28 protein-coding genes are annotated in these 26,955 nt (G+C 73.9%); 10 read left to right on the top strand and 18 right to left on the bottom strand.

Annotated elements, in window-relative coordinates; translation table 11 throughout:
* Positions 1 to 96 precede the first annotated feature (96 nt).
* On the top strand, positions 97 to 462 hold the full coding sequence (locus B5Y66_RS07250; RefSeq protein WP_079572888.1) for a DoxX family protein: 366 nt from the start codon (positions 97 to 99) through the stop codon (positions 460 to 462).
* A 7-nt stretch (positions 463 to 469) separates the two neighbouring features.
* Here B5Y66_RS07250 and B5Y66_RS07245 read toward each other — a convergent pair whose 3' ends face one another.
* Positions 470 to 883 (bottom strand): DUF779 domain-containing protein, encoded by a 414-nt coding sequence (locus B5Y66_RS07245; protein ID WP_079572886.1) that lies wholly within the window; start codon positions 881 to 883, stop codon positions 470 to 472.
* A 20-nt stretch (positions 884 to 903) separates the two neighbouring features.
* Positions 904 to 2,427: an acetaldehyde dehydrogenase ExaC gene (exaC, locus tag B5Y66_RS07240; RefSeq protein ID WP_079572884.1), complete on the bottom strand. Its 1,524-nt coding sequence runs from the start codon at positions 2,425 to 2,427 to the stop codon at positions 904 to 906.
* A gap of 187 nt (positions 2,428 to 2,614) precedes the next feature.
* Here exaC and B5Y66_RS07235 point away from each other — a divergent pair, with 187 nt between their 5' ends.
* On the top strand, positions 2,615 to 2,797 hold the full coding sequence (locus tag B5Y66_RS07235) for a hypothetical protein (RefSeq protein WP_079572882.1): 183 nt from the start codon (positions 2,615 to 2,617) through the stop codon (positions 2,795 to 2,797).
* An 8-nt stretch (positions 2,798 to 2,805) separates the two neighbouring features.
* Here the strand turns inward: B5Y66_RS07235 and B5Y66_RS07230 are convergent, their stop codons facing one another.
* The gene (locus B5Y66_RS07230; RefSeq protein ID WP_079572880.1) at positions 2,806 to 4,083 is read right to left on the bottom strand and encodes a GAF domain-containing protein; all 1,278 of its coding nucleotides are present in this window, start codon (positions 4,081 to 4,083) and stop codon (positions 2,806 to 2,808) included.
* 116 nt (positions 4,084 to 4,199) lie between these two features.
* Here B5Y66_RS07230 and B5Y66_RS07225 point away from each other — a divergent pair, with 116 nt between their 5' ends.
* A complete protein-coding gene (locus B5Y66_RS07225; RefSeq protein WP_079572878.1) occupies positions 4,200 to 5,138 on the top strand; it encodes an SDR family oxidoreductase in 939 nt (312 codons plus the stop codon).
* Positions 5,139 to 5,149: 11 nt separating this feature from the next.
* Here the strand turns inward: B5Y66_RS07225 and B5Y66_RS07220 are convergent, their stop codons facing one another.
* The 3 genes from B5Y66_RS07220 to B5Y66_RS07210 all read right to left on the bottom strand — a co-directional run bounded on the left by B5Y66_RS07220 (position 5,150) and on the right by B5Y66_RS07210 (position 7,492).
* A complete protein-coding gene (locus tag B5Y66_RS07220; RefSeq protein WP_079572876.1) occupies positions 5,150 to 5,476 on the bottom strand; it encodes a DUF3175 domain-containing protein in 327 nt (108 codons plus the stop codon).
* A 51-nt stretch (positions 5,477 to 5,527) separates the two neighbouring features.
* Positions 5,528 to 6,508 carry a bile acid:sodium symporter family protein gene (locus B5Y66_RS07215; protein WP_079572874.1) on the bottom strand — a complete coding sequence of 327 codons (981 nt, stop codon included), beginning with the start codon at positions 6,506 to 6,508 and terminating at the stop codon, positions 5,528 to 5,530.
* A gap of 111 nt (positions 6,509 to 6,619) precedes the next feature.
* Positions 6,620 to 7,492: an SDR family oxidoreductase gene (locus B5Y66_RS07210; RefSeq protein WP_079572872.1), complete on the bottom strand. Its 873-nt coding sequence runs from the start codon at positions 7,490 to 7,492 to the stop codon at positions 6,620 to 6,622.
* Positions 7,493 to 7,641: 149 nt separating this feature from the next.
* On the opposite strand from B5Y66_RS07210, the gene B5Y66_RS07205 reads away from it, so the two are divergent.
* Positions 7,642 to 8,064, top strand: a complete 423-nt coding sequence (locus tag B5Y66_RS07205) for a winged helix-turn-helix transcriptional regulator (RefSeq protein WP_281251990.1) — start codon at positions 7,642 to 7,644, stop codon at positions 8,062 to 8,064.
* Positions 8,061 to 8,696, top strand: a complete 636-nt coding sequence (locus tag B5Y66_RS07200) for a nucleotidyltransferase family protein (RefSeq protein ID WP_176168803.1) — start codon at positions 8,061 to 8,063, stop codon at positions 8,694 to 8,696. The genes B5Y66_RS07205 and B5Y66_RS07200 overlap by 4 nt, the downstream gene beginning before the upstream one ends.
* Before the next feature lie 68 nt (positions 8,697 to 8,764).
* On the opposite strand, the gene B5Y66_RS07195 is transcribed toward B5Y66_RS07200, so the two are convergent.
* The 5 genes from B5Y66_RS07195 to B5Y66_RS07175 form a co-directional block, all read right to left on the bottom strand.
* Positions 8,765 to 11,680, bottom strand: a complete 2,916-nt coding sequence (locus tag B5Y66_RS07195) for a molybdopterin-dependent oxidoreductase (RefSeq protein ID WP_079572868.1) — start codon at positions 11,678 to 11,680, stop codon at positions 8,765 to 8,767.
* Positions 11,677 to 12,555: an FAD binding domain-containing protein gene (locus B5Y66_RS07190; protein WP_079572866.1), complete on the bottom strand. Its 879-nt coding sequence runs from the start codon at positions 12,553 to 12,555 to the stop codon at positions 11,677 to 11,679. The genes B5Y66_RS07195 and B5Y66_RS07190 overlap by 4 nt, the downstream gene beginning before the upstream one ends.
* A complete protein-coding gene (locus tag B5Y66_RS07185; protein WP_079572864.1) occupies positions 12,546 to 13,796 on the bottom strand; it encodes an XdhC family protein in 1,251 nt (416 codons plus the stop codon). Before B5Y66_RS07185 ends, B5Y66_RS07190 begins: the two co-directional genes overlap by 10 nt.
* Before the next feature lie 90 nt (positions 13,797 to 13,886).
* The gene (locus B5Y66_RS07180; RefSeq protein ID WP_245806969.1) at positions 13,887 to 15,386 is read right to left on the bottom strand and encodes an NCS2 family permease; all 1,500 of its coding nucleotides are present in this window, start codon (positions 15,384 to 15,386) and stop codon (positions 13,887 to 13,889) included.
* 29 nt (positions 15,387 to 15,415) lie between these two features.
* Entirely contained in the window at positions 15,416 to 15,943 is a 528-nt protein-coding gene (locus B5Y66_RS07175) for a nucleoside deaminase (protein ID WP_079572860.1), read from the bottom strand.
* A gap of 418 nt (positions 15,944 to 16,361) precedes the next feature.
* Between B5Y66_RS07175 and B5Y66_RS07170 the strand changes: the two genes are divergently transcribed.
* A complete protein-coding gene (locus tag B5Y66_RS07170) occupies positions 16,362 to 17,288 on the top strand; it encodes a sulfurtransferase (protein WP_079572858.1) in 927 nt (308 codons plus the stop codon).
* 105 nt (positions 17,289 to 17,393) lie between these two features.
* Positions 17,394 to 17,834: a SufE family protein gene (locus tag B5Y66_RS07165; RefSeq protein ID WP_079572856.1), complete on the top strand. Its 441-nt coding sequence runs from the start codon at positions 17,394 to 17,396 to the stop codon at positions 17,832 to 17,834.
* A gap of 22 nt (positions 17,835 to 17,856) precedes the next feature.
* On the opposite strand, the gene B5Y66_RS07160 is transcribed toward B5Y66_RS07165, so the two are convergent.
* On the bottom strand, positions 17,857 to 18,246 hold the full coding sequence (locus B5Y66_RS07160; RefSeq protein ID WP_079572854.1) for a TFIIB-type zinc ribbon-containing protein: 390 nt from the start codon (positions 18,244 to 18,246) through the stop codon (positions 17,857 to 17,859).
* A gap of 80 nt (positions 18,247 to 18,326) precedes the next feature.
* Between B5Y66_RS07160 and B5Y66_RS07155 the strand changes: the two genes are divergently transcribed.
* On the top strand, positions 18,327 to 18,713 hold the full coding sequence (locus B5Y66_RS07155) for a universal stress protein (RefSeq protein WP_079572852.1): 387 nt from the start codon (positions 18,327 to 18,329) through the stop codon (positions 18,711 to 18,713).
* Between the two features lie 84 nt (positions 18,714 to 18,797).
* Here B5Y66_RS07155 and B5Y66_RS07150 read toward each other — a convergent pair whose 3' ends face one another.
* The 4 genes from B5Y66_RS07150 to B5Y66_RS07135 all read right to left on the bottom strand — a co-directional run bounded on the left by B5Y66_RS07150 (position 18,798) and on the right by B5Y66_RS07135 (position 23,020).
* Positions 18,798 to 20,144: a DUF2235 domain-containing protein gene (locus B5Y66_RS07150; protein WP_079572850.1), complete on the bottom strand. Its 1,347-nt coding sequence runs from the start codon at positions 20,142 to 20,144 to the stop codon at positions 18,798 to 18,800.
* Positions 20,145 to 20,219: 75 nt separating this feature from the next.
* A complete protein-coding gene (locus B5Y66_RS07145) occupies positions 20,220 to 21,089 on the bottom strand; it encodes an NAD(P)-dependent oxidoreductase (RefSeq protein ID WP_176168802.1) in 870 nt (289 codons plus the stop codon).
* 147 nt (positions 21,090 to 21,236) lie between these two features.
* The gene (locus tag B5Y66_RS22180) at positions 21,237 to 22,217 is read right to left on the bottom strand and encodes a DUF2510 domain-containing protein (RefSeq protein WP_139820774.1); all 981 of its coding nucleotides are present in this window, start codon (positions 22,215 to 22,217) and stop codon (positions 21,237 to 21,239) included.
* 92 nt (positions 22,218 to 22,309) lie between these two features.
* The gene (locus B5Y66_RS07135; protein ID WP_139820773.1) at positions 22,310 to 23,020 is read right to left on the bottom strand and encodes an FxLYD domain-containing protein; all 711 of its coding nucleotides are present in this window, start codon (positions 23,018 to 23,020) and stop codon (positions 22,310 to 22,312) included.
* A 213-nt stretch (positions 23,021 to 23,233) separates the two neighbouring features.
* On the opposite strand from B5Y66_RS07135, the gene B5Y66_RS07130 reads away from it, so the two are divergent.
* Positions 23,234 to 24,517 carry a sensor histidine kinase gene (locus tag B5Y66_RS07130; RefSeq protein ID WP_139820772.1) on the top strand — a complete coding sequence of 428 codons (1,284 nt, stop codon included), beginning with the start codon at positions 23,234 to 23,236 and terminating at the stop codon, positions 24,515 to 24,517.
* A 51-nt stretch (positions 24,518 to 24,568) separates the two neighbouring features.
* Positions 24,569 to 25,240, top strand: coding sequence for a response regulator (locus tag B5Y66_RS07125; RefSeq protein WP_079572842.1), 672 nt, complete (start codon positions 24,569 to 24,571; stop codon positions 25,238 to 25,240).
* 32 nt (positions 25,241 to 25,272) lie between these two features.
* On the opposite strand, the gene B5Y66_RS07120 is transcribed toward B5Y66_RS07125, so the two are convergent.
* Positions 25,273 to 26,064 (bottom strand): amino acid ABC transporter ATP-binding protein, encoded by a 792-nt coding sequence (locus B5Y66_RS07120; protein WP_079572840.1) that lies wholly within the window; start codon positions 26,062 to 26,064, stop codon positions 25,273 to 25,275.
* A complete protein-coding gene (locus B5Y66_RS07115; RefSeq protein WP_139820771.1) occupies positions 26,061 to 26,954 on the bottom strand; it encodes an amino acid ABC transporter permease in 894 nt (297 codons plus the stop codon). Before B5Y66_RS07115 ends, B5Y66_RS07120 begins: the two co-directional genes overlap by 4 nt.
* Position 26,955: the final 1 nt, after the last annotated feature.

Genomic DNA, 26,955 nt, shown 5'->3' with positions numbered 1-26,955 from the left:
ACGTCCCCGCGCTAGGTTCCCAGCAGGCACGACGGCGTCGCCGCTCCGCCCTGGCATCGCCGCCCGCCTCGAGCTGCTGCCGCGAGGAGGCACCGGATGAACATCGGACTGTGGGTCGCCGTCGGGCTGCTGGCCCTGCTCTACCTGGCGGTGGGCTTCGTCAAGCTGACCCGCAGCCGCGAACGCCTGCGGTCGGCCATGGGGTGGGTGGAGGACTTCCCCGTCGTCGTGGTGCGCCTGATCGGCCTGGCCGAGATCGCGGGCGCGCTGGGCCTGGTCCTGCCCCTGGCGACCGGCACACAACCCTGGCTCACCCCGACGGCCGCGACGTGCCTCGTCGTGCTCCAGGCGCTCGCGATCGCGGTGCACGTGCGGCGGCGCGAGCTCGCCCAGTTGTGGGTCAACGTGCTCCTGCTGCTCGCCGCGGCGTTCGTGGCGCTCGGGAGGTTCGCCGGCTGGTGACACGGGCTCAGCGCAGCGTCGCCACCTCCGCGTCCGTGAGCAGTCGGGACCGGATGAGGAACCGCACCCCCTCCGGCGCCTCGACGCTGAACCCGGCGCCCCGCCCGGGCACGACGTCGATCGTCAGGTGGGTGTGCCGCCAGTACTCGAACTGGGCGCGGCTCATCCAGACGGGCACGGTGAACTCCTCCCCTGTCGCGCCGGTGGCCGCGGGCGGCCCGTCCGTGAGGAGCAGGTCCCCCAGGTGCACGTCGGCGTCGCCGAGCAGGAAGTCGCCGTCCGGGTAGCACATCGGGCTCGAACCGTCGCAGCAGCCGCCGGACTGGTGGAACATCAGGTCGCCGTGCTGACGCCGCAGCCGGGCGAGGAGCCCGGCCGCGGCGTCGGTCACGGCGACGCGGGAGACCGCGTCGTCGGTCATCGTCCGCTCCCGTCGTCGGCCTAGAAGAACCCGAGCTTCTGGCCCGAGTAGCTGACCAGCAGGTTCTTCGTCTGCTGGTAGTGGTCGAGCATCATCTTGTGGTTCTCGCGCCCGACGCCGGAGCCCTTGTAGCCGCCGAACGCCGCGGCCGCCGGGTACGCGTGGTAGCAGTTGGTCCAGACCCGCCCGGCCTCGATGGTGCGCCCGGCGCGGTACGCCGTCTCGCCCAGCCGGGACCAGACGCCGGCGCCCAGCCCGTAGAGGGTGTCGTTGGCGATCTTCATGGCGTCGTCGAAGTCCGCGAACTCCGTGACCGACACGACCGGCCCGAAGATCTCCTCCTGGAAGATCCGCATGGAGTTCTTGCCCTCGAAGACCGTGGGGGTCACGTAGTAGCCGCCCGCGAGGTCGCCGTCGAGCTCGGCCCGGTGCCCGCCCGTGAGCACCCTGGCGCCCTCGGCCTTGCCGATGTCGATGTAGGACAGGATCTTCTCGAGCTGGTCGTTGCTCGCCTGCGCGCCGATCATCGTCTCGGTGTCCAGCGGGTTGCCCTGCTTCACGGCCTTGGTCCGCTCGAGCGCGTCGCCCAGGAACTGGTCGTAGATGTCGGCCTGGATGAGCGCGCGCGACGGGCAGGTGCACACCTCTCCCTGGTTGAGGGCGAACATCGTGAACCCCTCGAGCGCCTTGTCGTAGTAGTCGTCCCGCGCCGACGCGACGTCCGAGAAGAAGATGTTGGGGCTCTTGCCGCCCAGCTCCAGCGTCACCGGGATGATGTTCTGCGACGCGTACTGCATGATCAGGCGCCCGGTCGTCGTCTCGCCGGTGAACGCGATCTTGCGGATCCGCGACGAGGACGCGAGCGGCTTGCCCGCCTCGACCCCGAACCCGTTGACCACGTTGAGCACGCCGGGCGGCAGCAGGTCGCCGATGATGTCGATGAGGAACAAGATCGACGCGGGCGTCTGCTCGGCCGGCTTGAGCACGACGGCGTTACCCGCCGCGAGCGCCGGCGCCAGCTTCCACGTGGCCATGAGGATCGGGAAGTTCCACGGGATGATCTGCCCGACCACGCCGAGCGGCTCGTGGAAGTGGTAGGCGATCGTGTCCTCGTCGATCTCCGAGATCGAGCCCTCCTGGGCGCGGATGGCGCCCGCGAAGTAGCGGAAGTGGTCGATGGCGAGCGGGATGTCGGCGGCGAGCGTCTCGCGGACGGGCTTGCCGTTCTCCCACGTCTCGGCGACGGCGATCTCCTCGAGGTGCGCCTCCATCCGGTCCGCGATCCTGTTGAGGACGTTCGCCCGCTCCGTGACGGACGTGCGGCCCCACGCCGGCGCGGCGCCGTGCGCGGCGTCGAGCGCGCGCTCGATGTCCTCCGCGTTGCCGCGCGCCACCTCGGTGAACGTCTGCCCGGTGACAGGGCTGGGGTTCTCGAAGTACTGCCCGCTCGCCGGCGGGACGTACTCCCCGCCGATCCAGTGGTCGTACCGGGCGCGGTACTCGGCGATCGCCCCGGGCTGACCGGGGGCTGCGTAGACGGTCATGCTGCCTCCTCGCACGTGCGGCGCCTCGTCGCGCCGCGATGCCGCCGACCCTAGGACGGCGAAGGTTGCAGCTCCGTTGCAGTGCGGCCCGAACGTCCGTCCGGTCTGGACCACGGCCCGCGCGGACAGGACCATCGCCGCAGGGCGGCGAGATCCCCGCCGAGGCGCGCGACTGCCTCGACGCGGCATGGGAGTCCGGGGCCGAGCTCGCCGTGATGACGCCCACCACCGAGGGCGGCCCGACTACCGCGTCGTCGGCGGCGACCTCGAGATCTACTACGACACGGCGGCCGACACCTACGGCGCAGGGAGCTGGAGCCGGGAGGTCTGTCCCGGCGACGGCGTCACGGAGGCGCTCGCGGGCTGCTGAGCCCCCGGCTACGACAGCTCGGTGTCGAGCAGCGTGACGCGGGCGCGGGCTCGCACGGCCTGCGGGCTACCGGCCGGCGCGAGGGCGAGCAGCCGGGCCCAGGCCGCGTGCTCGTCGGCGCCGTCGCCGCCGCGCACCCACGCGTCCAGGGCGTCGAGGTCGCCCGACGCCAGGACGGCGGCCCGCACCTCCGCCGTCAGCTCCGCCCGCAGCCGCTCCACGCCGGGGGCGACGGACCGCGGCAGCAGCGGCGCGTAGGCGGCGACGGCGCCGCGCACGTCGCCCGCGGCGAGCCCGTCCCGCACGGCGTCGGCGTCGGTCCGCAGCGGCCGGGCGAGCCGGTAGGGCCGCGACCCGGCGAGCAGCGCGCCCACCACGTGCCGCAACCGGGACACCTCCGCCCGCACGGTGACGTCGGACAGCTCGCCCGGGTGCAGCAGGACGGCGAGCTCGTCGGCGCCCAGCCCGCGCGGGTGCTCGGCGAGCAGCAGCAGGATCTCGGCGTGCCGCAGCGAGAGCCGGTGCTCGCCCCCCGGGGTGCGCAGCACGGGCCGGCCGAGCACGCGCAGGTCGACGGCGGGCCGGGCGGCGAGGCCACCCGTGCCGGCGCTCGCAGCCGCACGGTGGGCGAGCTCCCGCTCGACGGTGGCGACGGTCGCCCGCACCAGCGACAGCACGACGTGCGACGCCGCGGCCCGCCTGCCGGTGACGTCGAGGACGCCGAGCACCCGGCCGGTCGCAGGGTCCCGGATGGGCGCGGCCGCGCAGCTGAGCTCCTGCACGGGGCGGGAGTAGTGCTCGGCGCCGATCACCTGCACGGCGCGGCGGGTGGCGAGCGCCGTTCCGGGCGCGTTGGTCCCCACGCTCTCCTCGCGCCACACCGCGCCCTCGACGAACCCGACCCGGTCGACGGTGCCCCGCAGGCGGTGGTTGCCCTCGACCCACAGCAGGCGGCCGATCTCGTCGGAGACGGCGACGACGAGGCCGTCGTCGGCCGCGCCGTCGACCACGAGCTCGCGCACCACGGGCATGACGGCGGCGAGCGGGTGGGAGGCACGGTAGGCGGCGAGCTCGGCGTCGCCGAGGGCGACCTGGAGGTGGGGGGTGTCCGGGTCGACGCCGCTGCGCAGGGACCGGCGCCAGGATTCGGCGACCACCGGGTCGATGTCGCCGGGCAGCTCGCCCGTGCCGAGGAACCGCTCGTACGCGGCGCGCACGGTGCGCGGGTCGCGACGCACGCCTGCCCCGCGCGGACCCTGCTCTGCGCTGCGGGTCTCCCCGTGCATCGCGACCTCCCGACGTCGTCGTCCGGTGCGTGCGGGCCAGTCTAGGGGCCCGCACCGCCCAGCCCGGGATCGCCGGACCCTGGCTCGCACCGCCGCCGTCGGGCACCGTGGGGCCCATGGCACGTACCGAGCACGACATCGTCCTGCCCGACCTCTCCGGCAATCGCGCGCTGGTCACGGGAGCGAGCGACGGCGTCGGCCTGCAGATCGCGACGCGGCTCGCGGGCGCCGGCGCGGAGGTCCTCATGCCGGTCCGCAACCCCCGCAAGGGCGAGGCGGCCGCCGCGCGGATCCGGGCGCAGCACCCGGCGGCGCGGCTGGTCCGGCACGAGCTGGACCTGGCGTCCCTCGCGTTGGTCGCGGCGCTGGGCGAGAAGCTCACGGCCGAAGGTGCGCCGATCCACCTTCTGGTCAACAACGCGGGCGTCATGACCCCGCCCGAGCGGCAGGTCACCGCCGACGGCTTCGAGCTGCAGCTCGGCACCAACCACCTCGGCCACTTCGCGCTCACCGGTCGCCTGCTGCCCCTCCTGCGGGCCGGACGCGCGCGCGTGACCTCGCAGACGAGCATCGCCGCGCGCCGCGGCACGATCCGGTGGGACGACCTGAACGGGGAGCGCAGGTACGACGGCATGCGCTCCTACCGGCAGTCGAAGCTCGCCTGCGGGCTCTTCGGCCTCGAGCTCGCCCGCCGCAGCGGGGCCGCGGGCTGGGGCGTCACGAGCAACGTCTCGCACCCCGGGGTCGCGCCGACGAGCCTGCTCGCCGCGCGGCCCGAGGTGGGCCGCGCCGCGGACACCCGGGACGTGCGCGTCATCCGCTGGCTCTGCGCGCGCGGCCTCGTCGTCGGGACGGTCGAGAGCGCCGCGCTGCCGGCGCTGTTGGCGGCCGTCTCGTCCGAGGCGCGGGACGGGGGCTTCTACGGCCCCGGCCGGCCGGGACGCCTGGGCGGCCCGCCCGGACCGCAGCGGCCCTGGGCACCTCTGCGGCGTACCGGCGACGCCTCCCGCCTGTGGGCACTGTCCGAGGAGCTCACCGGGGTCGCGTTCACCTGACGGCCTGGCGCTCAGTCCCGGCCGAACGCCGTGCGCAGCTCGTCCTTCGCCCGGTCGAGGACGTCGCGCTGCGCGGCGGGGAGGTTCGCCCCGGCCCGGTTGACGTAGAACGTCAGCATCGACATGGCCGACTGGTAGGGCGTGCCCTTGCGCCGGTCGCTCGCCTCGGCCGACCGCTTCAGCGACGCCGCGATGCGGGCGGGGTCGTCCCAGGTGAAGACGTCGTCCTCGAGGTCCAGCGCGTCGGAGTGCTCGGTCACGTCGTGCGACCACCGCTCCCCCGACGCGTCGTCGTCCTGCTTCGCGTCGTCCTGCTTCGCGTCGTCCTGCTTCGCCATGCCCGCGACGCTAGGCACGGGACCGGATGCTCGCAGGGCGGCCGGCGGGGCTCAGTCGCGGAGCGCGAGGCGGCGCGCCAGCACCGCGCACACCACGAGCTGGAGCTGGTGGAAGATGATCACCGGCACCGCGATGACGCCCGCGACGGCGACCGGGAACAGCACGCTCGCCATGGGCAGACCGGTGGCCAGGGACTTCTTGGACCCGCACATGAGCAGGGCGACGCGGTCCTCGACCGGCAGCTTCAGCGCGGCGCCTCCCCACCACGTGAGGCCGAGCATGACGGCGAGCATGACCCCGCTCACCGCCAGCAGCGCGACGATCGCCCAGCCCGAGATGCCGGCCCACACGCCCGCCGAGCTCGCCGCCGCGACGGCGGAGAACACGACGACGAGGATGGTGCCACGGTCCACGCCGAGCGTGAGCCACCGGCGGGCGCGGATCCAGCCGCCGACCCACGGCTGCAGCAGCTGGCCCACGACGAACGGCAGCAGCAGCTGCAGCAGCACGGTCTGCAGCCCGTCCAGGCCGTGACCGGCGGTCCCCGACGCGTCACCCTGCGCATCGCTCATGAGCCACAGCACCAGCAGCGGCGTGAGGACCATGCCCAGCACGTTGGACACGGTGGCCCCGCAGATCGCCCCGGCGACGTTGCCGCGCGCCACGGAGGTGAACGCCACCGAGGACTGCACGGTGGACGGCAGCAGCGACAGGTAGAGCATGCCGGCCGCGAGCGGCCCCCCGACGAGCGGCGTCACGGCCCACGCGACGAGCAGCCCCAGCAGCGGGAAGACGACGTACGTCGCGGCGAGGATGCTGCCCTGCAGGCGCCAGTTGCGCAGGCCCGTCCACACCTCGCGCGTGGACAGCCGCATGCCGTACACGAGGAACAGGATCGTGACCGCGACGTCCGCCGCGACGTCGACGACCCGCTGCGCCCCCGGGCCGACCGGCACCACCAGCCCGAGCACCATCACCGCCACGAGCGTGACGACGAACGGGTCCACCCAACGGCTCAGCACACGACGCACCGGGCGAGTGTAGGGAGTTCCGTGCCCCGGGCACGGGCGTGTCCGCGCCCGGGGCGGTCGGCCACGCGCGGTGGGCCGGTCAGGCCTGGCGGACCTCGGCGGTGTGGAGCGTCAGGCGTCCAGCGCGCGGCGCAGGCCCTCGGCCAGCGGCGTGGTGGGGCGGCCGATCAGGCGGGCGAGGTCGCCCGACGTCTCGGCGAGCAGGCCCTCGCGCGTGTCGCCGTCGAGGGCGACCACGAACCCGGCGGTGCCCTCGTCCAGGCCCGCGGCGAGCAGCAGCTCGCGGTGGTCGTCGGAGGTCACCCGGCGGTAGGTGACGGGGCGGCCGAGGACCTCCGTGGCGGTGCGGGCGAGCTCGTCGAAGTCCCACGCGACGTCGCCGGACAGCTCGTGGACGGCGCCGTCATGGCTGCCGTCGCGGTGCGCGTCCAACGCGACGACGGCGGCGGCCTCGGCGTAGTCCGCGCGGCTCGCGCTGGCGACGCGCCCCTCTCCCACGGAGGCGACGAGCTCTCCCGTCTCCCGGGCCCGCTGGACGTCGGGCAGGTAGTTCTCGGTGTACCAGCCGTTGCGCAGCACCGTGGTGGACAGGCCGGAGGCGGCAAGCAGCTCCTCGGTGGCCTTGTGCTCGGGGGCGAGGACGAGCGGCGAGGTGTCGGCGTGCGGTGCGCTCGTGTACACGACGCGGCCGACGCCGGCGCCCTTGGCGGCGTCGATCACGGCGCCGTGCTGGCGCACCCGCTGCCCGACGGCGGAGCCGGAGACGAGCACCAGCACGTCGACGCCGTCGAGCGCAGGGGCGAGCGTCTCCGGCTGGTCGTAGTCGGCCTCGCGGACGACGACGCCGCGTGCGGCGAGATCCCCGACCTTGGCGGCGGAGCGGGCGAGGGCGACGACGTCGGCGGGCGCCGCGCCGCGGGCGAGCAGTGACTCGACGACGAGGCGGCCGAGGTGGCCGCTGGTTCCGGTGACGGCGATGGTCATGGTGATGCTCCCTACCTGACGGGACTGAGGGGACGGCCCGCGAGGGGGCCACCATGCCAGCATGCGCTCACTTTTCGAAAGCGCCAACCAATCAGCAGTGCGGCCTTCGTCACAGTGCTCCCCGACGGATCGCGCCGTATCCTGGGCGGGTGACCACCGACTCCCCCGCCGTCGCGCAGACCGACCCCGGCCCGACCGACGCGATGATCGCCGACGTCTTCTCGCGCGGCTGCACGTCGCGTCAGGCGCTCGAGGCGGTCACGGGCCGGTGGGGGGTGCTCACCGTGGCCGGGCTGCGCGACGGCGCCGTGCGCTTCAACGCGCTGCGCCGCCGGATCGACGGCGTGAGCGAGAAGATGCTCGCCCAGACGCTTCAGACGCTCGAGCGTGACGGCATGGTCGTGCGCGAGGTCCGCACCAGCATCCCGCCGCACGTCGAGTACTCGCTGACCGGCCTCGGCCACCGGGTCGCCGACCGGCTCGTCGGCCTCCTCGACGTCCTCGAGGGATCCGTCGACGAGGTCACCGCAGCGCAGCAGCGCTACGACGCCACGCGCGGTCAGGCCTCGTGACGGGTCCTACCGTCGCCGTCCTGCTCGCCGCCGGTGCGGGCACCCGGCTGGGTCGTGGCCCCAAGGCGCTGCTCCCCTGGGCACCCGACGGCGGCCGGCCCCTGGTCGAGCACGCCGCTGCCGTCCTGCTCGACGGCGGCTGCGACCAGGTCGTCGTCGTGCTCGGGGCGGAGGCGGACCGCGTGCGCGCGGCGTCCGCGCTCGACGCCTCCGGCCTGCGCGTCGTGGTCAACGAGGACTGGTGGACCGGCATGGCGTCGTCGTTGCGGGCCGGTGTCGCGGCAGCGCTGGACGCGGGTGGCCGCGGGCGAGCCGCGCGCGTGGTCGTCGCGCACGTCGACCAGCCCGGCGTCGCGCCCGAGGACGTCGCCCGCCTGCTCGCGGCGCACCGGCCCGGCCGCGTCACCGCCTCCCGCTGGGCGCACGCCCCGGTCGCGCAGAGTGCCCGCCCGCGCTGGTCGCACCCGCTGGTGCTGGACGCGGCCCTCGCCGCCCCGGCCGCCGCGAGCGCCGTCGGCGACACAGGGGCGCGCGACTTCCTGCGCACCCACGCGGACCTCATCGACGTCGTCACACATCCCGGCGACGGTCGCGACGTCGACACCGAGGCCGACCTCGACCTGCTCGCCTGAGCCCCGGATCGCCGGTCGAGCCTGTCGAGACCTGGTTCCGACAAGCTCAGCCGGCGGGGCGGGGGAGGTCAAGGCGTCGCGGCCGCCTTGATGCCCAGGTAGACCTTGTCGCGGGCGAGCGGCAGCTCCGTGAACCGCACCCCGGTGGCGGCGCGCAGCGCGTTCGCGAGCGCCGGGGCGACGGGGTTGAACGGGCTCTCGCTCATCGACTTCGCGCCCATCGGCCCGGTGGAGTCCGTGGTGCGCGCAAAATACACCTCGCTGCGCGGCACGTCCGCGAAGGTGGGCAGGTGGTACTGGCGGAAGATGTCGGTCGTGACGCGGCCGGCGTCGTCGATCACGACGTCCTCGTACAGCGCGGCGCCGAGGGCCTGGGCGATGCCGCCCTCGACCTGGCCGCGGCACTGGCGCGGGTTGACGACAGCCCCCGCGTCGGCGGCCTGCGCGCTCTGCAGGATGCGGATCTCGCCGGTGCCGCGGTGCACCGCCACCCGGAAGCCGTGCACGTTGAAGGCGACCGACCTCGGCGTGCCGCCCCAGCGGCCCTCGGCCTCGAGCCGCACGCCCGCGGCGCCGGCGTGCCGCGCCACCTCGGCCAGCGGCACGACCGCGCCGCCCTCGTAGCCGACCCCGCCGGGTACCAGCCGGCAGTCGGCCGGCGCGGTCCCGGTCAGCGACGACACGACCACGCGCACCCGCTCCGCGAGCTCGGTGGCAGCCGCGAGCGACGCCTTCCCGGCCACCACGGTGCCCGTGGACCCGAACGCGCCCGTGTCGTGCTCGACCAGGTCCGTGTCGGACTGCTTCACGACGACGTCGGCGGCCCGCTGCCCCAGCGCGCTGGCGGCGAGCTGCGCGTGCACGGTGGTCGTGCCGTTGCCGAACTCGGCGGTGCCGACCTCGACCTCCACCACGCCGTCGGGGCGCAGGCGGGCGCGGGCGTGCGACATGTGCCCGCGCGGCGGCACGGTGTCGATCATGGAGACGGCCGTCCCCTCGCCGATCCCCCACTCGTCGCCGAGCCACGGGGTCCCCGGGTGGTCGGGGTCCGCCCCGTACGCGGCGACGTCGCGCGCCCGGCCGCGGGCCAGGGCGTCGTCGACCAGCTCGATGCACTGGTCGAGGCCGTAGCTGCCGTACAGCACGTCCTCCTCGGGCTCCGGGGTGAGGGACAGCATGTGGTCGCCCTCGCGCACCACGTTGCGGCGGCGCAGCTCGAGCGGGTCCATGCCGAGCTGCCGGGCCAGCTCGTCCACCGCGGACTCGACGGCGAAGATCATCTGGCTCAGCCCGTACCCCCGGAACGCGCCGGACGGCAGCGTGTGCGTGTACACGCTGTGCGCGTCGACCTTCTTGTTCGCGCAGTTGTAGACGGCGATCGACTCGCCGCAGCCGTGGAACATCACGCCCGGCCCGTGGTTGCCGTACGCGCCGGTGTTGCTCAGCACGTCCAGGTGCAGGGCGGTGAGGGTGCCGTCGCGCCGGGCACCCGCCCGCACCCGGATGCGGAACGGGTGGCGGGTCGTCGTGGCGGTGAACGTCTCCGAGCGGGTGAGCTCGAGCTGCACGGGCCGTCGCAGGTGCAGGGCCGCCAGCGCGGCGACGTCCTCGACCAGCACCTCCTGCTTCCCGCCGAACCCGCCGCCGACGCGCTCGCAGTACACCCGCACGCGGTCCATCGGCAGGTCGAGCACGCGCGCCAGGTGGCGGCGGGCAAGGAACGGCACCTGGGTGGACGAGCGCACCACCAGCCGGCCGTCGTCGTCGAAGGAGGCGATCGCCGCGTGCGTCTCGAGGGCCGCGTTCTGCACCCGCTGCGTGCGGTAGGTCGCCTCGTGCACGACGTCGGCCTCCGCGAGCCCCGCCTCCACGTCGCCCAGCACGCTGTGCACCTCCGCGACGACGTTCGCCGCCGGTCGCGACACCCGCGCCGTCGCGGCGGCCAGCTCGGGGTGCACCAGCGGCGCACCCGGCGTCATCGCCTCCTCGGGGTCGATCAGGGCGGGCAGCACCTCGTAGTCGACGCGCAGCCGGCGCACGCCCTCCTCCGCGGCGGCCACCGAGTCGGCGACGACGGCGGCCACCCGCTGCCCGACGTGCCGCACGACGTCGTCGAGGATCCGCGTGTCGTCCGGGTCGTCCGTCCACAGCTCGTGCTGGGCGGTGCTGAACCGGGCGGCGGGCGCGTCCTCGTGCGTGAGCACGGCGCGCACGCCCGGCACCGCGAGCGCGCGGGTCGCGTCGATCGCGACGACCCGGGCGTGCGCGTGCGGCGAGCGCGCCAGCTTCATGTGCAGCAGGCCGGGGTAGGCCGCCGGGTCGACGTCGAGGGTGAAGCGCACCTGTCCGGTGACCACGCCGCGGCTCGCGGGCGCGGGCTCGCTCGTGCCGAAGGCGGTGCCGCAGGCTCCGGGAGCCTCCGCGTTCTCGGTGCCCAGCACCGCGTCCTCGACGGCGCGGTACCCCGTGCAGCGGCACAGGTTGCCCTTGAGGCTGCGCGGCAGGTTCGCGCGCTGCTCGTCGTCGAACGTGGCGGCCGTCATGATCATGCCCGCGGTGCAGAAGCCGCACTGGAAACCCTGCGCGTCGTGGAACCGCTGCTGCACAGGGTGCAGCGCCTCGTCGGTGATGCCGGTCGTGGCCCCGCCGCGGGAAGCGTCGTCGGCCCCGGCAGCGGCGAGACCGCCGATCGTCGTCACCTCCCGCCCGGCCGCCCGCCGCGCGGGGTACACGCAGCTGTGCACCGGCACACCGTCGACGTGCACGGTGCAGGCCCCGCAGTCACCGCCGTCGCAGCCCTTCTTCACGCCGAGCGAGCCCTGCTCGCGCAGGAACGTGCGCAGGCACTGGCCCGCGCGCGGGACGGTACCGACGTCACGGCCGTCCACGCGCAGCACGGGCGACGCGCCCGTGGGCTCGCCGGAGTCGGGCCCGCCGGAGTCGTCGGTCGGCCCGGTGGTGGGGCGGGTGGTCGCGTCGGTCATCGCCGGGCCCCTTCGATCGAGGTGTCGGTGGTGCGGTCGAGCAGCTCGAGGCGGATCTCCTCCGCGAGCCGGTAGGTCATGTCGCGACGCCAGGCGGGCAGGCCGTGGATGTCGTCGTGGTAGAGGTCGTCGGGGATCGCCGCGTCGATCGCGGCCGCCAGCCCGGCGGCGTCGGGGCGGGCTCCGGCGGGGAACCTCAGCTGCACGGGCCGGCGGGTCGACGCCGTCACGGTGACGACGAGCTCCCCACCGTCGGCGGGCGCGTCGAGGCGGCCGACGAGCAGCACGCCCGAGCGGCCGAGGTTCGACAGCGACAGCCGCCGGAACGCGGTGCGGGCGCGCAGCGCGGCGGCGGGAAGGCGGATCGCGCGCAGCAGCTCGCCAGGGGCGAGGGTGTTGCGCATCTCGCCGGTCACCAGCCCCGCCACGGGCTCGGTGCGCCGCGCGCCGCCGGGGCCCCACACCTCGGCGACGCCGTCGAGCGCCGCCGTGAGCGACGTCATCGGGCCCGCCGGCAACGACGTGGCGACGTTGCCGCCCACCGTCGAGGTGTTCCAGATCTTGAACGACGCGACGAACGCGTCGCAGCACGGCCGCACGAGGTCCAGCGCGCGCCACGCGTCCCGCACGGGCGCCGACGCCGGGGCGGCCGGGAAGTCGTACAGCTCCGCGACCGTGCAGGTCGCGGCGATCTCCAGGCCGTCGTCCGTCACCGTGAGCGCGGGCCAGCCCGCGCTCGTGAGGTCGAGCAGGCGGCGCAGGGTCTGGCTGCCGTAGGAGAACAGGACGGTGCCGCCGGCCAGCCACGCGTCACCCTCGCGCCAGTCGGCGGGGTCGGCGGTGGGGACGAGGTCGGTGACGGTGTTCAGGTCCACCGGGGACGCTCCTTGCTGCGGGTGCCGCTGTGGATGTCGATGTCGGAGGCGCCGGGAGGGCCGGGTGCCGCGTGCAGCGGCCCGTCCGTGGCGCTCAGGGGGACTGCGGTGGTGCGGCCGTGGCGCACGGCGACCAGCTCGGCGACCACGGACACGGCCACCTCCTCCGGCGTCACGGCGCCGAGGTCGAGGCCGATCGGCGAGCGCAGCCGCGCCAGCGCTTCGGGCGTCACCCCCTGGTCGCGCAAGGCCCGCAGCCGTTGCGCGTGCGAGCGGCGCGAGCCCATCGCACCCACGTACGCGAGCGGGAGGCCGAGGGCGAGCCGCAGCGTCGGGACGTCGAACTTCGCGTCGTGGGTGAGGACGGCGACGGCGGTGCGGCCGTCGAGCCGCCCGGCGGCTGCCTCGGCCGCCAGGTACCGGTCGGGCCAGTCGACCACCACCTCGTCGGCCTGCGGGAAGCGCCGCGGAGCCGCGAACACCTCGCGGGCGTCGACGAGGGTCACGTGGTAGCCCAGCAGCCGCACCGCGCGGACCAGCGCCCCGGCGAAGTCGTTGGCGCCGACGACGACGAACCGCGGCGGGGCGAGACGGGTCTCGACCAGCAGCGCCACCGGCTCCTCCGGCCCGCCCTCGGCGCACGAGCCGTCGGCCACGCCGGGTGCGGCGTGCACGGTGGCGGCGCCACCCGCGCGCAGCACGGCCGCCACCTGCGCGGACACCGCGGGCAGCGCGCCGTCGTCCACGAGCGCCCGTAGCGGGCTGTCAGGGCCGGGTGACGCCGCACCCGGCGCGGCGGACTGCTCGGGCCCCAGGACGACCGCGGTCGGTCGCGCGACGTCGAGGCGGCGCACGAGCGCGGCAGGCACGTCCCCGCCCCCGGCCAGCCGCTCGAGCGCGACCGCGCCCGGGTCGTCCGGGTCGCCGGGCCGCACGGGCTGCACGTGCACCTCGAGGCTGCCGCCGCAGGTGAGCCCGACGGCGAACGCGTCGTCGTCGGAGTAGCCGAAGGTCTCGCGATGGCACTCCCCGACGGCGATCGCGTCGAGGGCCGCCGCGTGCACGGCGGCCTCGACGCAGCCGCCGGACAGGCTGCCGATCACGGCGCCGTCCGCGCGCACCGCCATGGCCGTGCCGACGGGTCGCGGCACGGAGCCGGAGGCCCCGACCACGGTCGCGACGGCGAAGTGCGGCTGCCCCGGGCCGAGCCACGGGGCCAGCCGATCGGTGAGAGCGAGCATCGGTGTCCTTCCTCCCGCCGGTCCCTCCCGGTCGATCCTGCCGAGACCAGGTTTCGGCAAGATCGACCGGGGGTGTCGAACAGTGTCCGGTCAGGCGCCCAGCGCCGCCGAGAGCGGGCCGCGCACGAAGTACACGAGGAAGCCGGCTGCCACCACCCACAGCAGCGGGTGCACCTCGCGCCCCCGGCCGCAGGCGAACCGCAGCAGCACCCACGCGATGAAGCCGATCCCGATGCCGTTGGCGATGGAGTACGTCAACGGCATCGTCACGACCGTGAGGAACACCGGCAGGGCGACGGAGAAGTCGCCCAGGTCGATCTCCTTGATCTCTCTCATCATCATCGCGCCGACCACCACGAGAGCGCCGCTGGCGACCTCGATCGGCACGACGGCGGTGAGCGGCGTGAGGAACATGGCGACCAGGAACAGGCCGCCCGTCACGACCGACGCGAGGCCGGTGCGCGCCCCCTCGCCGATCCCCGCCGCCGAGTCCACGAACACCGTGTTGGACGACGACGACGTCGCGCCGCCCACGACCGCGCCCACGCCCTCGACGACCAGCGCCGACTTGATCCGCGGGAAGTTCCCGTCCGCGTCGGCGAGCCCGCCCTGCTTGGCGAGGCCCGTCATCGTGCCCATCGCGTCGAAGAAGTTCGTGAAGAACAAGGTGAACACGAGCATCGTGGCCGCGAGCGCCCCGATCCGGTCGAAGGCGCCGAGGCTGAACTGGCCCAGGAGCGACAGGTCCGGCACGGAGACGATCGAGTCGGGCAGCGCGGGCACCGACAGGTGCCAGCCGCCCGGGTTGTCGTCGCCGGCCGGGCCGAGCCGGAGCACGGCCTCGGCGACGATCGCCACGATGGTGGTCGCGACGAGGCCGATCAGCAGGCCGCCCTTGACCTTGCGTGCCACGAGGATCCCCATCAGCAGCAGGCCGAGCACGAAGATCATCGTCGGGACGGTGGTGATCGACCCCCCGTCACCGAGCTGGACCGGCGGGCCTCCCGGGGTGCGGGTGACGAAGCCGGCGTCGACGAAGCCGATGAAGGCGATGAAGGCGATGAACAGGCCGATGCCCACGGTGATGGCAGCCTTGAGCTGGCGCGGCACGGCGTTGAAGATCGCCGAGCGCGCGCCGGTGACGGCGAGCAGCACGATGAGCAGCCCGTTGATCAGCACGAGGCCCATCGCCTCGGGCCAGGTGACGTCGCCGATCACGGCGACGGCGAGGAACGAGTTGATCCCGAGCCCGGCCGCGAGTGCGAACGGGAGGTTCGCGACGAGGCCGCACAGGATGGTCAGCACGCCCGCGGCGAGGCCGGTGACGGCGCCCACCTGGGCGGTCGCGAGCCAGCCGCCCGCGACGTCGGTGGGGGCGTTCTCGGCGCTCGTGCCGCCGAGGATGAGCGGGTTGAGGATGACGATGTACGCCATCGCGAAGAAGGTCACCAGACCGCCACGGATCTCGCGTCCCGTGGTGGAGCCCCGCTCGGTGATCTTGAACAGCCGGTCCAGCGCGGGGCGCCGGGTGCCGGTGGTGGGTGTCTCGTCGTTCTCGGCGGCGTCCCGCCGCGTTCCCAGGATGGTCACGTCGTTGTGTCCTTTCCGGCCGGCACGCGTCAGTAGTCGATGCGGGTCTCGAGGACGCGCCATGCGTCGAACGGCGCGACGGCGGACGCGGTGCGCTCGTGACGCACCGTCATGAGCCCTGTGCCGGCCCGGGTCCCGGGCAGCTCCTGGAGCCGGCCGGCGAAGTAGTCGTAGAACGCGGCGTCGTCGAACCCGGCCGCGGCCGCGTCGTGCCGGTCGGCGGCGAAGTAGACGGCGTCGACGCGCGCCCACAAGGCCGAGGCGAGGCACATGGGGCACGGCTCGCAGCTCGAGTAGAGGACGGCCCCGGACAGGTCGTGGGTGCCGAGCTCGGCGCAGGCGCGCCGGATGGCGGTGACCTCCGCGTGCGCGGTCGGGTCGTGGTCCTGGGTGACGCGGTTGTTCCCCTCGACGACGCGGCCGTCGCGGGTGACGATCACGGCACCGAACGGGCCGCCGGCGTTCGCGACGCTGTCGACGGCGAGGGTGACGGCCTTCTCGAGGTGCGCTGCGTCCACGGGAACGGCGGGACGGGTGTCCACGGCATTGCGGTCCATGGTGAGTCTCCACGGTTCGGGCAGCGACCCCCGGGTGCACTCTCGGGTCGTTCAGGCCCCACCGGGACCAGGAGATCCGGGCGCTCGGCGGGCCGCTGCAGGCGAGTTGTCCTTCATGCCGCCTGGTAGATAGCTGCCGGTGTCGGATCGACTTCAGGTCGATCACCGCGGGGACGTCGACGTCCGCTCGGCCCGGGCCCGCCGTTGGCATTCGCGACGCTAACACTCGGTGACGGACACCACAAGCAGTTTTGGAATCACATTTCCGTATCGCGGGCGTTTCGGGGCAATGTCAGCCGTCTCGCATGCTGGTCCCACATTCTGGACACGGGCTGTCGCTGCAGGTGGTGCAGTTCCTAGAGTGGCCACGAACCACCACACCCGGCCGGCGTCCGGACGCCGTACAGATGGAGGAACCATGCCCGCACCCACCGACCCGACGCCGCGCCTCGCCGAGTACGCGCACCCCGAGCGCCTCGTGACGACGTCGTGGCTCGCCGAGAACCTCGACACCCCGGGCCTGGTGGTCGTGGAGTCCGACGAGGACGTGCTGCTGTACGAGACCGGCCACATCCCCGGCTCCGTGAAGATCGACTGGCACACCGACCTGCTGCAGCCGGTGGAGCGCGACTACCTCGACGGCGCGGGCTTCGCCGACCTGCTCGCGAGCCGCGGCATCTCGCGCGACACGACGATCGTGCTGTACGGCGACAAGAACAACTGGTGGGCCGCGTACACCGCGTGGGTCTTCACCCTGTTCGGCCACGAGGACGTCCGCCTCCTCGACGGCGGCCGCAACCTGTGGGTGGCCGAGGGGCGCGAGCTCACCACCGACGTGCCCTCCCCCGCCCCCGGCACCTACCCCGTCGTCGAGCGCGACGACACCACGTTCCGTGCCTTCAAGGAGGACGTGCTGGACCACCTCGGCAACGGCCCGCTGGTGGACATCCGCTCCCCGCAGGAGTTCTCCGGCGAGCGCCTGCACATCCCGGACTACCCGGAGGAGGGCGTGCTGCGCGGCGGCCACATCCCGTCGGCGCGCAACGTCCCCTGGGCCACCGCGGTCGCCGAGGACGGCACGTACAAGCCGCGCGCCGAGCTCGAGGCGATCTACACCGACGGCGGCCTCGGCCTCACCGCGGGCGACTCGGTGATCACGTACTGCCGCATCGGCGAGCGCTCCAGCCACACCTGGTTCGCGCTGCGCTACCTGCTCGGCATCGACGACGTCCGCAACTACGACGGGTCGTGGACCGAGTGGGGCAACGCCGTCCGCGTGCCGATCGTCGCGGGCTCCGAGCCCGGCGAGGTCCCCGCGGGCCTCCGACAGAAGGCCGCCGCCTGACCTCCCCCGCGCCTCGTCGGTCGAGCCTGCCGAGACCCGTCAGCCCCTGACACCTGGTCCCGGCGGGCTCGACCGACGTCTCCCCCCGTACGAGAGACTGGACCCATGACCGACGCCGCCGCCCTGCCCGCACCGCTCGCCGAGATCCGTGAGGAGTTCCTCGAGCTGCCCGAGCGTGAGCGGCTGCAGCTCCTGCTCGAGTTCTCCCGCGAGCTGCCTGGCCTGCCCCCGCGGTACGAGAGCGCGCCCGGACTGCTCGAGGCCGTCGAGGAGTGCCAGTCTCCCGTCCGCGCGTTCGCGGAGGTCGACGGGGACGTCGTGCACTTCTACGCGACGGCGCCGCAGGAGGCCCCCACCACCCGCGGGTTCGCGTCGATCCTCGCCCAGGGTCTGTCCGGGCTGACGACGCAGCAGGTGCTCGACGTGCCCGACGACTTCCCGCTCATGATCGGGCTCACCCGCGCCGTCAGCCCGCTGCGGCTCAACGGGATGGCGGGCATGCTCACGCGCGCCAAGCGCCAGGTGCGCGAGCAGCTCGCCGCCTGACGGCGCGAGGGAGGGCCGGGCCTCAGAAGTCGAAGAGGTCCCCGAGGAACGACTCCTTCTTCTTGCGCTTGCGGTACCGCGGGTCGTACCCGCGGTCGTCGTACCGCTTGTCGTCGTAGCGACGGTCGTCGTACCGCTTGTCGTCGTGGCGGCGGTCGTCGTACCTCGGCTCGTCGTACCGGCGGTCGTCGTACCCGGCGGGCGGGTAGGGCGACCCCGGGGACGTCGGAGCCGGGGCGGGAGGGACGGGACCGCGTGCCTCGGCAGCGATCTCCGACTCGAGCGACCGCTCGATGATCTTGTCGAGCTCGCCCCTGTCGAGCCATACCCCGCGGCACTGCGGGCAGTAGTCGATCTCGATCCCCTTGCGCTCGGTCATCACGAGGACGGACTGGTCGTGCGGACACTGCATGGCGCGCTGCTCCTTCGTCGGCTGCAGGGGTCAACGGCCCGGACCGGCGTGAGGTTCCCTCGGTGTGCGAGAGTGTGCGCATGACGGTGCTCGTGGCCTATAACCCGTCGCCCCACGGTGAGGCGGCCGTTCGGACGGCGATCGCGGAGGCGGCCCGCCGAGGGCTCCCCCTGCACGTGGTGCACCTCGCGCGGTCGGACGACCCGTCCGACGGCGACCCCCTCGACGGCCTCCTCGCCGACGCCCCGACAGGGGTCGAGGTCCAGCCCGTCACCCGCCGGGCGTCCGGCACGGAGCCCGCGGACGCGATCCTCGACGCCGCGGAGGCGGCCGGGGCGACGCTCGTCGTCCTCGGGTCCCGCAAGCGGTCCAACGCGGGCACGTTCCTCATCGGGACGACGACGCAGCGGGTCCTGCTCGACTCCCCCGTCCCCGTGCTCGTCGTCAAGGACGCCTACGACTCCTGAGCGGAGGCCCGCTCCTGCCGTCCGGGCTCACGGGCGGGAGAACCGCCGCGGGAGACCACGGCGTACCTCGCCAAGGGCCCGACCTCACCGGCCCGCCGGCAGCGCTCGACGACCTCGCGACGGCGCGATGACGTCGTCCCCCGGCACGACGAACGGCCGCAGGTCGCCGCGAGCGGCGTCCACCCGCTCCACCGGGACCCGCTCGACGCCGCCGGCCTCGGCGATCCACCAGCCGAGGTTGGGGGCGAGCGAGGCGTAGCCGTCCCGCAGGACGTGCCTCAGCACCGTGTCCGCGAGGCGGACGCCGTCCCGCCACGACGACACGGTGTCGTGCGAGGAGGCGCCGGTCGTGAGCTCCGGCGCAGCCACCGCCGCGGGCAGCGCGAGCACCCGCAGGCCGCGGCGGAAGACGACCCGGCCGTCGACGGTCTCGTAGCGCGGCTTGACGCGGGTGACCGCGTTGAGGATGCGGAAGGCCCACGGGGGCGCCTGGTCCAGGATCAGCTCCGCCCGCGGGGTGAGCTGACGCGCCAGACGGTGCTCGTCGAACTGGACCCCGACAGCCCGCATCTCGGCGGCCATCCACTGCAGCGCGACGTCGGAGAAGCCGCAGCGCGACCCGCCCCCGCCGACGTCGCCGTGGGTGCCGGGGAACCACACCTGCTGCACGCGGCCGGGCGGGTCGTCGTCGGGAACGGTCCACAGGCACGGCGCGAACGTCAGGCGTCGCTCGTCGATCGCGAGGGCCTGGCGCGCGGTGCGGACGGCGGACGCCAGGGAGACGTCGTGGAAGCGGTTCTTGCGCCGTGACGGGCCGGGCACGCCCAGCGCGCCGACGGTGTCGAAGACGCCGAGGAAGTGGACCGGGACCTCCGTCCCGTGCTCCGCGCGGAAGCGTTCCTTCGTCTCGCGGACGACGTCCCCCTGTCGCAGCACGGCCTCGGCCCGGCGGCGACGCCACGACCCCGGCCGGGTGCGGGCCACTGTCCGTCGCGCCCGAGCGACCCGGCGCGGCGTCGGCGGCTTGAGCCGGTAGACGCGCTCCGCCTCGCACAGCAGGCCGGCATCCGTCGCCTCCGGGGTGAGCAGCCCCACCTGCGACAGCATCCCCACGACGCTGCGCGCCGTGTACGCGCCGCGCGAGTACCCGAGGACGACGATCTCGTCGCCGGGCTCGTAGCTCATCGCCAGGAACCGGTAGCCGTCCACCACGTTGCGGGTGAACCCGTACCCGAAGGCACCGCCCAGCAGCTGGTCCACCAGGTAACCGCGAGCGCCGACGCCCGCCACGTACCCGACGACCTGCTCGACGTCGGGATCAGCGCTCCCCCCGGACCGGAGCACGGAGCGCGCCAGCTTCTCGATGTTGGAGACCTGCGAGTTCACCGCGTGGTTCCAGGTCCCGTCGCAGCACAGCACCAGTCGTTTCATGGTCGTCCCTCCATGTACCTCGGAGGGCGGCAAGGGTCCCGCTGATACCACGAGCGTTCGCGCGGATCCGCAGGGTCAGACGACGACGCGGATGACGGCGCTGTGGTCCAGCTCGGCGTCGCCGCGGTCGACCATCCGCTGGTAGCGGTCGCGCGCCACCTCGGTGAGCGTCGTGTCGACGCCGAGCGCGTGTCCGGCGGCGATGCCGAACTCGAGGTCCTTGAGCTGGGTGCGGCACGCGCCGCCGTGCGCGTAGTCGCCCGTGAGGTAGCGCCGCGTCTTGTCCGTGAGCAGCTGCGAGCCCGCCAGCCCGGCGCCCAGCACCTCGAGGACCGTGGCGAGGTCGAGGCCGCCCGCCCGCGCGATGGCGACCGCCTCGGCGAGCGCGTTGAGCGTGCCGCCCACGACGATCTGGTTGCACGTCTTGGTGAGCGAGCCCGCGCCCACCGGGCCGACGTGCCGCACCGTGGCACCCATCGCGTCCAGCACCGACCGGACGAGCGCGAGGTCCGCGTCCGCCCCGCCCACCATGATGCTCAGGCTGCCCGCGACCGCGCCCTCGACGCCACCGCTCACGGGGGCGTCCACCAGCCGGATCCCCTCGGCCGCGAGCTCCCGCGCCCACTCGGCGACGGCCACGGGGCTCACCGTGCTCATGACGACCAGCACCGGGTCGGTCACCCCGGCCGCCCTCCATCCCTCGCGCAGACCGTCGGGCCGCTCGACGATGTCGCGCACCTGCGGCAGGTCCGGCAGCATCACGACCACCACCGGTCGAGCCGCGTCCGCCGGCGTCGCGGCGACCGTCGCCCGCTGCTCGCCCCGCGCGACGTCCTCCGCGCGCACCGCCGTGCGGTTCCACAGCGCGACGTCGAACCCCGCCGCCAGCAGGTTCTGCGCCATCGGCGCTCCCATCGGCCCCGTGCCCACGAACCCGATCGACATGCCCCGCATCCCCGACCTCCGAGCGATGAACACCACATCGCCCGGCGGCGACGGTGCCAGTGCACCTTAGCGAAATGGGGTCCTCCGCCCGCGCCGCTTCCGATGCGGAGGCCGAGGTACGACGACATCCAAGGACAGGACGGGTGGTCAGCGCGCGTCGATCTGGGAGAACCGCATCAGGAACTGCGGATCGACTCCGCTGAAGTACTGGGTCACGTTCGTCGTCTGCACGCAGGCGTCGTCGTCACGGACGAACTCGCCCGAGAAGGTCACCTTGTCGCCCTCTTTCATCGCGACGAGGTTCTCGAACATCGACGATCCAGGCGCGATGAGGGTGTCGTCAAAGGTGTCGGAGAGCGCGTTGTTCCATGTCAGCACCGTCACGTTCGGCGCCACCTCGACCTCCACCCACGCCTTGCCCTCCCCGTTCGCACCGACGTCCACGACGACCCCCGTCCAGCTGTCGGCGGTCGAGCCGACGTCGCTGCAGACCTTCTCGTTCCTCTTGCGGATCGCCTCGGACTGCTGGAGGTCGGTGTCCGCCTTGTCGAACGACCTGAACCCGTCGGTGACGATCGTGACGAACTCGCGCTCCGACCGGGGCTGCTTGCCGTACGTCGCAGCGCCCTCCGACCCGTGGGACTCGCTCTTCTGCTGCTTGTCCCGCGGCTCTTTGCTTCCGGGCGCGCTCGACTGCGGAGCGCCGGGCGCTGCCTCGGTGGCCTCGTCCGTCGCCGAGCCCGACGCGACCGTCGGAGTCGGATCGTCGTTCCCGCCGGCGAACGACGCCATCAACGCCACGCCCAGGACGAGGGACACGGACGACATCACCGTGGCGCTGACGACCTTCCACGTCCGCAGGTTCCTCGTCAGGGACGCGATCGACCAGGCGAGGGCACCGGCAGCCAGGAGGAGGCCCAGAACCGGGATCCAGAAGAAGACGAGAGAGGCGATCGCGAGGACGAAGACACCCGTGCCCAGCACGACGGCGGGGTGGGTCGGGATCGCCTGCGCCGTCGTGGTCGGGGATGCCGTAGCGGGTCCCCACGACCGGCCGTCCCACCATCGGGACTCCTGCGGGTTCTGCGGGTCGGGGTACCAGCCAGGAGGTGGCGTCGGGTTGCTCACGGTGTTCCTTCGTCGGGGAGGGTGCAGGGGTCGAGCCCGGACCGCGCGGAACAAGCTTCGGCGGCCCGGGCTCGGATCGAGGAGGCTGTGGGTCAGAGCGCGGTCGCCTCGACCACCTCGAACGTGGCGGACCGCATGGCGTCAAGGTCGCCCCGCTCGACGAACTGGAAGAGGTCGACCTTCTCGGACTGCCCGGCCGCCAGCTCGTTCGAGTAGGCGATGTCCTGGGCGACACGGTTGCCCGACTCGTCCAGCGCGTCGATCGTCACCATGAAGGACTGCGTCTCGTCCGACGTGTTGGTCAGCGTGACCGGCAGCCCGGTGGTGACCAGGCCGAACTCGTCCTCCTCAGCCGTGAAGTCGCCGATCTCGACCGAGACGTCCTCGGCGAGGACCTGCTCCGTCGCGTCACCCGTCATCTTGTCCAGGTCGGCGGACGCGTCGTCCAGCGTCTCGATCGCGGCGTCGGCAGCCGCGCCGTACACCGCCGCGGACACACCCCCTCCCACCCCGCCGAGGACGGCGAGAACGATGCCGGCGACAGCCAGGCCCTTGCGGGGGGCACCCTTGCGGGTCTTGACCAGGCCGATGACGGCGAGGACCAGGCCGACCACCGCGAGCACGATCGCGAAGACGTTGACGACCGGGACGAGGCACAGCAGGAAGCCCACGAGGGCCAGCACGAAGCCGGTGACCGCCAGGGCGTTGCCGCGGTTCGGCGCTTGCGCCGGGGCGCCGGGCATGGGCTGCCCCGGGGCGGGCGGAACAGGGATGCCCTGAGCGGGCGGGACGGTCTGGGACACGGGTGCTCCTCGGTGCGAATGGGATGCGGTGAACGCGCGTCCGTTACCCCACGGGCCGTCGGACGATCTGCCTTCGACCACGATCCGTTCCGCCCGACCCGCGGCGCATCGCCCGATCGGGTACCCCGGGGTGCCCGATCGGGCAGAACCTGCACGGCCAGTCCTGTCCGTCTGGCGGACGCGTGACTGCGCGCCCCGCCGTAGTGTCGACGCATGTTCGCTCGAGCGACTGCCGCTCCGGGCCTCGGGGAGAGCGTGATCACCGGGCGTGCCGTCGTCCTGCGCTGGGCACAGACCGCGGGCACGGCGCTCGCCGTCGCGGTGTCCGCGGCCAGCTCGCTGGTGGCGGTGGGGTTCGCGTCGCTCGCGGAAGCGCCGACCAGCGCCCCGCGCCCTGCGCTGTACCTGGTCAGCGCACTCGTGGGCCTCGCCCTGGCCGGACTGCTCGTGCTGCGTCGGCGCCACCCGCTGGCGCTCTGTCTCGGAGCCTCGGCCTGCTCGGTGCTGCTCCCTCTGGACGCGTCCGCGGCGCTCCTCGCCCTGCCATGGGTGCTGGCCACCGCCGCGGTGCGGACCTGTCTCGCTGCGGCGGGCGCGACGGTGGTCGCGACCGCGGTGGCGCTTCTCCGGGACGCGCTGCGCGACCACGAGGCCCAGGTCCTGGTGACGGTCGACGAGCAGACCCACGTGCTGTCCCCCGACCCGACGGCGGCGACCTACGCCGTCGTCGGCGTCGGCCTCCTGGGGGTGTCCGTCGCGGCCGGGCTGGTCCGCCGGGCGCAGATCGCGGCAGATCGGGCCCGTGACATGCAGCAGGCGCAGGCGGCGGCGACCGCCGTCCTGCGCGACCAGGTGCACCGCCAGGAGGAACGGCGACTGATCGCCCGCGAGGTCCACGACACCGTGGCGCACCACGTCGCGGCCATCTCGCTGCAGGCGTCGGCGCTGGAGGTCACCAGCGCCGGCGACCCCGACGCCGCGCGCGCCGCGCGCGAGATGCGCACCTCGGCGCAGCACGCCATCGGCGAGCTCCGCTCCCTGGTGACCACGCTGCGCTCGGGTGACACCGTGACGGGCTTCCCGGGCGCGACGCTCGACGACCTGCGACCGCTGCTCTACCGGATGGCGGGCGACGACCCCCTGACCGCCGCCACCGTCTCCGTCTCGGGCGGCCACGACGCCGCTCCCACCCTGGTGCGGGCCACGTTCCGCGTGGTGCAGGAGGCCGTGACCAACGCCCGGAAGCACGCGCACGGAGAATCTCTCGACGTGCGGGTGGAGGCGTCCCCCGACGCGGGGGTCGACATCGTGGTGCGCAACCCGCTGCCCGAGCGCGCGTCCGGCGACGCCGCCGAGCCGGCGGTCCCCGGCACCGGTTCCGGGCTGCTCGGCATGCGCGAACGGGCCGACGCCGTCGGTGGCACGCTGTCCGCGGGGCGCGAGGGCGGGGAGTTCGTGGTCCGCGCCCACCTGCCGTGGATCGCCCGCGCGACCTGACCCGGGGTCTCGCCCGGCGAACGCAGACGCCCCGGGCTATCGTCTGCCGGAATGAAGGTGCGCGTCCTCGTCGTCGACGACGACCCGATGGTGCGGCGGCTCCTGACCACGGTGCTGACCGCCCAGGACATCGACGTCGTCGGCGAGGCGACCGACGGCGACGAGGTCGTGCCAGCCGTCGCGAAGCACCGGCCCGACGTCGTGCTCATGGACCTGCACATGCGCCGGACCGGCGGGCTGGATGCCATCCGCGAGCTCCGGCGTCATCCGCAGCCGCCCGCCGTCATCGCCCTCACCTCGTTCGGCACGGACGAGACGGTGGTCGCCGCACTGGCGGCAGGCGCGCAGGGATTCCTCGGCAAGGACGACGACCCCGAGCACATCGCCGCTCACGTGCGTGACGTCGCGACGGGGGCGGGAGCGCTCGACCATGCCTCGGCCGGCGCGGTCATCCGTCATCTGGGCGGGACCCGCCGCCTCGACTCGCGTCGCGCCGAAGCCCGCAGCGCGCTCGACAGGCTCACCGCGCGAGAACAGGAGATCGCGTCGTACCTGCCGCACGGCCTGTCGAACCGCGAGATCGGTCGACGACTCTTCCTGTCCGAGTCGACGGTGAAGGCGCACCTCGGCCGCGCCATGGCCAAGCTCGACCTCACCGCGCGGGAGCAGCTGGCCGTCCTCGTCGACCGGGCGGGCGCGACGGCGCCCGCCGCCGGCCCCTGACGCGGGTCACGACGGGCTCGACCCGCCGACTGTCAGCGCAGTCGCCGCAGGAACTCCCGCGTACGCTCCTGCTGCGGGTCGTCGAGCACCTGCGTGGGCGTGCCGCGCTCGTGCACGCGCCCGTCGTGCAGGAAGACCACCTCGTCGGCCACCTCGCGGGCGAAGCTCATCTCGTGCGTCGCGACGAGCATGGTCGTCGGTCGCCCCGCGACGCCCTCGTGACGCAGGGACAGCAGCAGGTCGAGCACCTCGCCGACGAGCTCGGGGTCGAGTGCGGACGTCACCTCGTCGAGGAGCAGCAGCTCCGGCCCGTTCACGAGGGCGCGGGCGATGGCGGCGCGCTGCTGCTGGCCGCCTGAGAGCTGGTCCGGGTAGGCGCGGGCCTTGTCCGCGAGGCCGACACGCTCGAGCATCGCCGACGCCGCCGCCTCCGCCTCGGCGCGCGGCACCCGGTGCACGACACGCGGCGCCAGGGTCACGTTGTCGAGCACGCGCAGGTGCGGGAACAGGTTGTACTGCTGGAAGACCATCGCGAGCCGGGCGCGCACGGCGTCGGCGTCCACCCAGGGATCCGCGACGTCCTCGCCGTCGAGCAGCACCTGGCCGTCGTCGACCTCCTCGAGCAGGTCGACCACGCGCAGCAGCGTGGACTTGCCGGAGCCGGACGACCCGACCACGACGACGCACGACCCTGCGGCCACGTCGAGGTCGACGCCGTCGAGCACGACCTTGCGGTCGGCCCCGCTGCCGAACGACTTGCGCACGTCACGCAGCGCGAGCAGCGGCGTGCCGGGACCGGGGCCACGGGCGGAGACGGTCGTCATCGGACCACCCCCGCGCCGGCGACGCCACGCAGCTCGCCCCGCCAACCCTGGCGCGCCGACCATGCATCGACCAGCCGGGTGAGCGGGATCGAGATCGCCAGGAACAGCAGGCCCGCCACCACGTAGGGCGTGAAGTTGTAGTCGCCGGTGGTGGCGATCTGCGCGGCCCGGATCGCGTCGACCGCGCCGAGGATCGAGATGAGGCCCGAGTCCTTCTGCAGCGACACCAGCATGCTCGCCACGGGGGCCGTGACGTTCCGTACCGCCTGCGGCAGCACGACGCGGCGCACCGCCTGCCCCCGGCTCAGCCCGAGCGACCGCGCGGCGGCCACCTGCGACGGGTGCACCGACTCGATCCCCGCCCGGAAGATCTCCGCCAGGTACGCGGTGTAGCAGACGACGATCGACAGGCCGCCGAGGAACGCTGCGCTCACGGGCAGCCACGGCAGGCGCAACGCCGGGAGCCCGAACCCGACCAGCAGGAGCACCAGCAGCAGCGGCACGCCGCGGAACACGTCCACGTACCCGACGGCGAAGATCCGCAGCGGGAACAGCGCCGGAACGCGGGACGTCCGCACGACGGCGAGCAGCATGCCCACGACGAGCGCCACGACGCTGGCCACCACCCAGACACGCAGGTTGAGCCAGAGCCCCGCCGCGACCTCGGGCAGCACCTCCCACGCCCGCTCCGGGGAGAAGAACGCCTCGCGCGCCCGCTCCCAGCCCGGCGCCGTCGTCACGACGGACACCACGGCGGCGACCACGAGGGCGGTCGCGACGCCCGCCACGAGCAGCGCCCGGCGGTGCTGGGTGCGCCGGTACGCCGCGCGGGCGCGCGCCCGCTCCGACGGCTGCCAGCCGTCGGTCGCCGCGGGCGTGCCCTGGCTCACG

The sequence above is a fragment of the Krasilnikoviella flava genome (genome assembly GCF_900167525.1).
Taxonomy (GTDB): Bacteria; Actinomycetota; Actinomycetes; order Actinomycetales; family Cellulomonadaceae; genus Isoptericola; species Isoptericola flavus.
The sequence above is the reverse complement of the archived record's forward strand: the minus strand, read 5'-3'. Positions and strand labels throughout refer to the sequence as shown.

Excerpts from the sequence above, each read along its gene's own strand:
- B5Y66_RS07250 (WP_079572888.1), top strand. The coding sequence starts at position 97 with ATGAACATCGGACTGTGGGTCGCCGTCGGGCTGCTGGCCCTGCTCTAC.
- B5Y66_RS07220 (WP_079572876.1), bottom strand. The coding sequence starts at position 5,476 with ATGGCGAAGCAGGACGACGCGAAGCAGGACGACGCGAAGCAGGACGAC.
- B5Y66_RS07125 (WP_079572842.1), top strand. The coding sequence starts at position 24,569 with ATGAAGGTGCGCGTCCTCGTCGTCGACGACGACCCGATGGTGCGGCGG.
- B5Y66_RS07130 (WP_139820772.1), top strand. The coding sequence starts at position 23,234 with ATGTTCGCTCGAGCGACTGCCGCTCCGGGCCTCGGGGAGAGCGTGATC.
- B5Y66_RS07175 (WP_079572860.1), bottom strand. The coding sequence starts at position 15,943 with ATGGACCGCAATGCCGTGGACACCCGTCCCGCCGTTCCCGTGGACGCA.
- B5Y66_RS07170 (WP_079572858.1), top strand. The coding sequence starts at position 16,362 with ATGCCCGCACCCACCGACCCGACGCCGCGCCTCGCCGAGTACGCGCAC.
- B5Y66_RS07155 (WP_079572852.1), top strand. The coding sequence starts at position 18,327 with ATGACGGTGCTCGTGGCCTATAACCCGTCGCCCCACGGTGAGGCGGCC.
- B5Y66_RS07230 (WP_079572880.1), bottom strand. The coding sequence starts at position 4,083 with ATGCACGGGGAGACCCGCAGCGCAGAGCAGGGTCCGCGCGGGGCAGGC.
- exaC (WP_079572884.1), bottom strand. The coding sequence starts at position 2,427 with ATGACCGTCTACGCAGCCCCCGGTCAGCCCGGGGCGATCGCCGAGTAC.
- B5Y66_RS07145 (WP_176168802.1), bottom strand. The coding sequence starts at position 21,089 with ATGTCGATCGGGTTCGTGGGCACGGGGCCGATGGGAGCGCCGATGGCG.
- B5Y66_RS07150 (WP_079572850.1), bottom strand. The coding sequence starts at position 20,144 with ATGAAACGACTGGTGCTGTGCTGCGACGGGACCTGGAACCACGCGGTG.
- B5Y66_RS07195 (WP_079572868.1), bottom strand. The coding sequence starts at position 11,680 with ATGACCGACGCGACCACCCGCCCCACCACCGGGCCGACCGACGACTCC.
- B5Y66_RS07160 (WP_079572854.1), bottom strand. The coding sequence starts at position 18,246 with ATGCAGTGTCCGCACGACCAGTCCGTCCTCGTGATGACCGAGCGCAAG.
- B5Y66_RS07185 (WP_079572864.1), bottom strand. The coding sequence starts at position 13,796 with ATGCTCGCTCTCACCGATCGGCTGGCCCCGTGGCTCGGCCCGGGGCAG.
- B5Y66_RS07235 (WP_079572882.1), top strand. The coding sequence starts at position 2,615 with ATGGGAGTCCGGGGCCGAGCTCGCCGTGATGACGCCCACCACCGAGGG.
- B5Y66_RS07245 (WP_079572886.1), bottom strand. The coding sequence starts at position 883 with ATGACCGACGACGCGGTCTCCCGCGTCGCCGTGACCGACGCCGCGGCC.
- B5Y66_RS07120 (WP_079572840.1), bottom strand. The coding sequence starts at position 26,064 with ATGACGACCGTCTCCGCCCGTGGCCCCGGTCCCGGCACGCCGCTGCTC.
- B5Y66_RS07210 (WP_079572872.1), bottom strand. The coding sequence starts at position 7,492 with ATGACCATCGCCGTCACCGGAACCAGCGGCCACCTCGGCCGCCTCGTC.
- B5Y66_RS07165 (WP_079572856.1), top strand. The coding sequence starts at position 17,394 with ATGACCGACGCCGCCGCCCTGCCCGCACCGCTCGCCGAGATCCGTGAG.
- B5Y66_RS07225 (WP_079572878.1), top strand. The coding sequence starts at position 4,200 with ATGGCACGTACCGAGCACGACATCGTCCTGCCCGACCTCTCCGGCAAT.